The following is a 583-nucleotide window of genomic DNA, read 5'->3' as shown; positions in this document are numbered from 1 at the left end:
ACTTCTTCTTGGAAGAAACCACCATCAATCATGGTCGCCGTTGCATTCGGGTTATAGATTGCAATCAAGTTGAGTGCTTGAACCACATCTGGACAGTTATGGCAGCTCAATGAGACAAACACATCAAAGTTTGAGTTCAAGTTTAAGCCTTTGATCTGGTTCAATACTTCATCAGATACTTTAGGCGCATAACCTGACACTTGTAATAAAGCCAAGATCAAAGAGGTAAACTCATGTCCCATCGGTAAGCCAGCAAAGAACACACGTGGTTGTTCACCTGCTTTAGCTACACCGAAACTAGGACGGCGAGCGTTTGAACCGTCAAAACGCGCCGTAACTTGGTCAGAAAGTTCTGCAATTTCAGTCACGAGTTCTTTGATTTTTGCAGCTTTGTCTGATTCATCTAAAGCCGCAACTAACTCGATTGGACTTTCTAAACGTTCTAAGTAAGCTTTTAATTGAGTTTTAATATTTTGATCTAACATGTATTTCTCCAAATTCTAAGCAGTTCAAATCAGCTAAATTCATTCGATGAAGCTATAGTACGCAAAACTAATAAATAGGTAAAACAGTATGTTTTTAT

The 583-nt window shown here is 38.8% G+C and carries 1 pseudogene; it reads right to left on the bottom strand.

Features of this window, described 5'->3' with window-relative positions:
* Positions 1-485: pseudogene (locus tag CDG56_RS16775) on the bottom strand (alkyl hydroperoxide reductase subunit F); the annotation flags it as partial.
* Positions 486-583 lie beyond the last annotated feature (98 nt).

The organism is Acinetobacter sp. WCHA39 (assembly GCF_002165385.1).
Classification (GTDB): Bacteria; Pseudomonadota; Gammaproteobacteria; order Pseudomonadales; family Moraxellaceae; genus Acinetobacter.
This window is presented reverse-complemented; position numbering and strand designations above follow the sequence as displayed.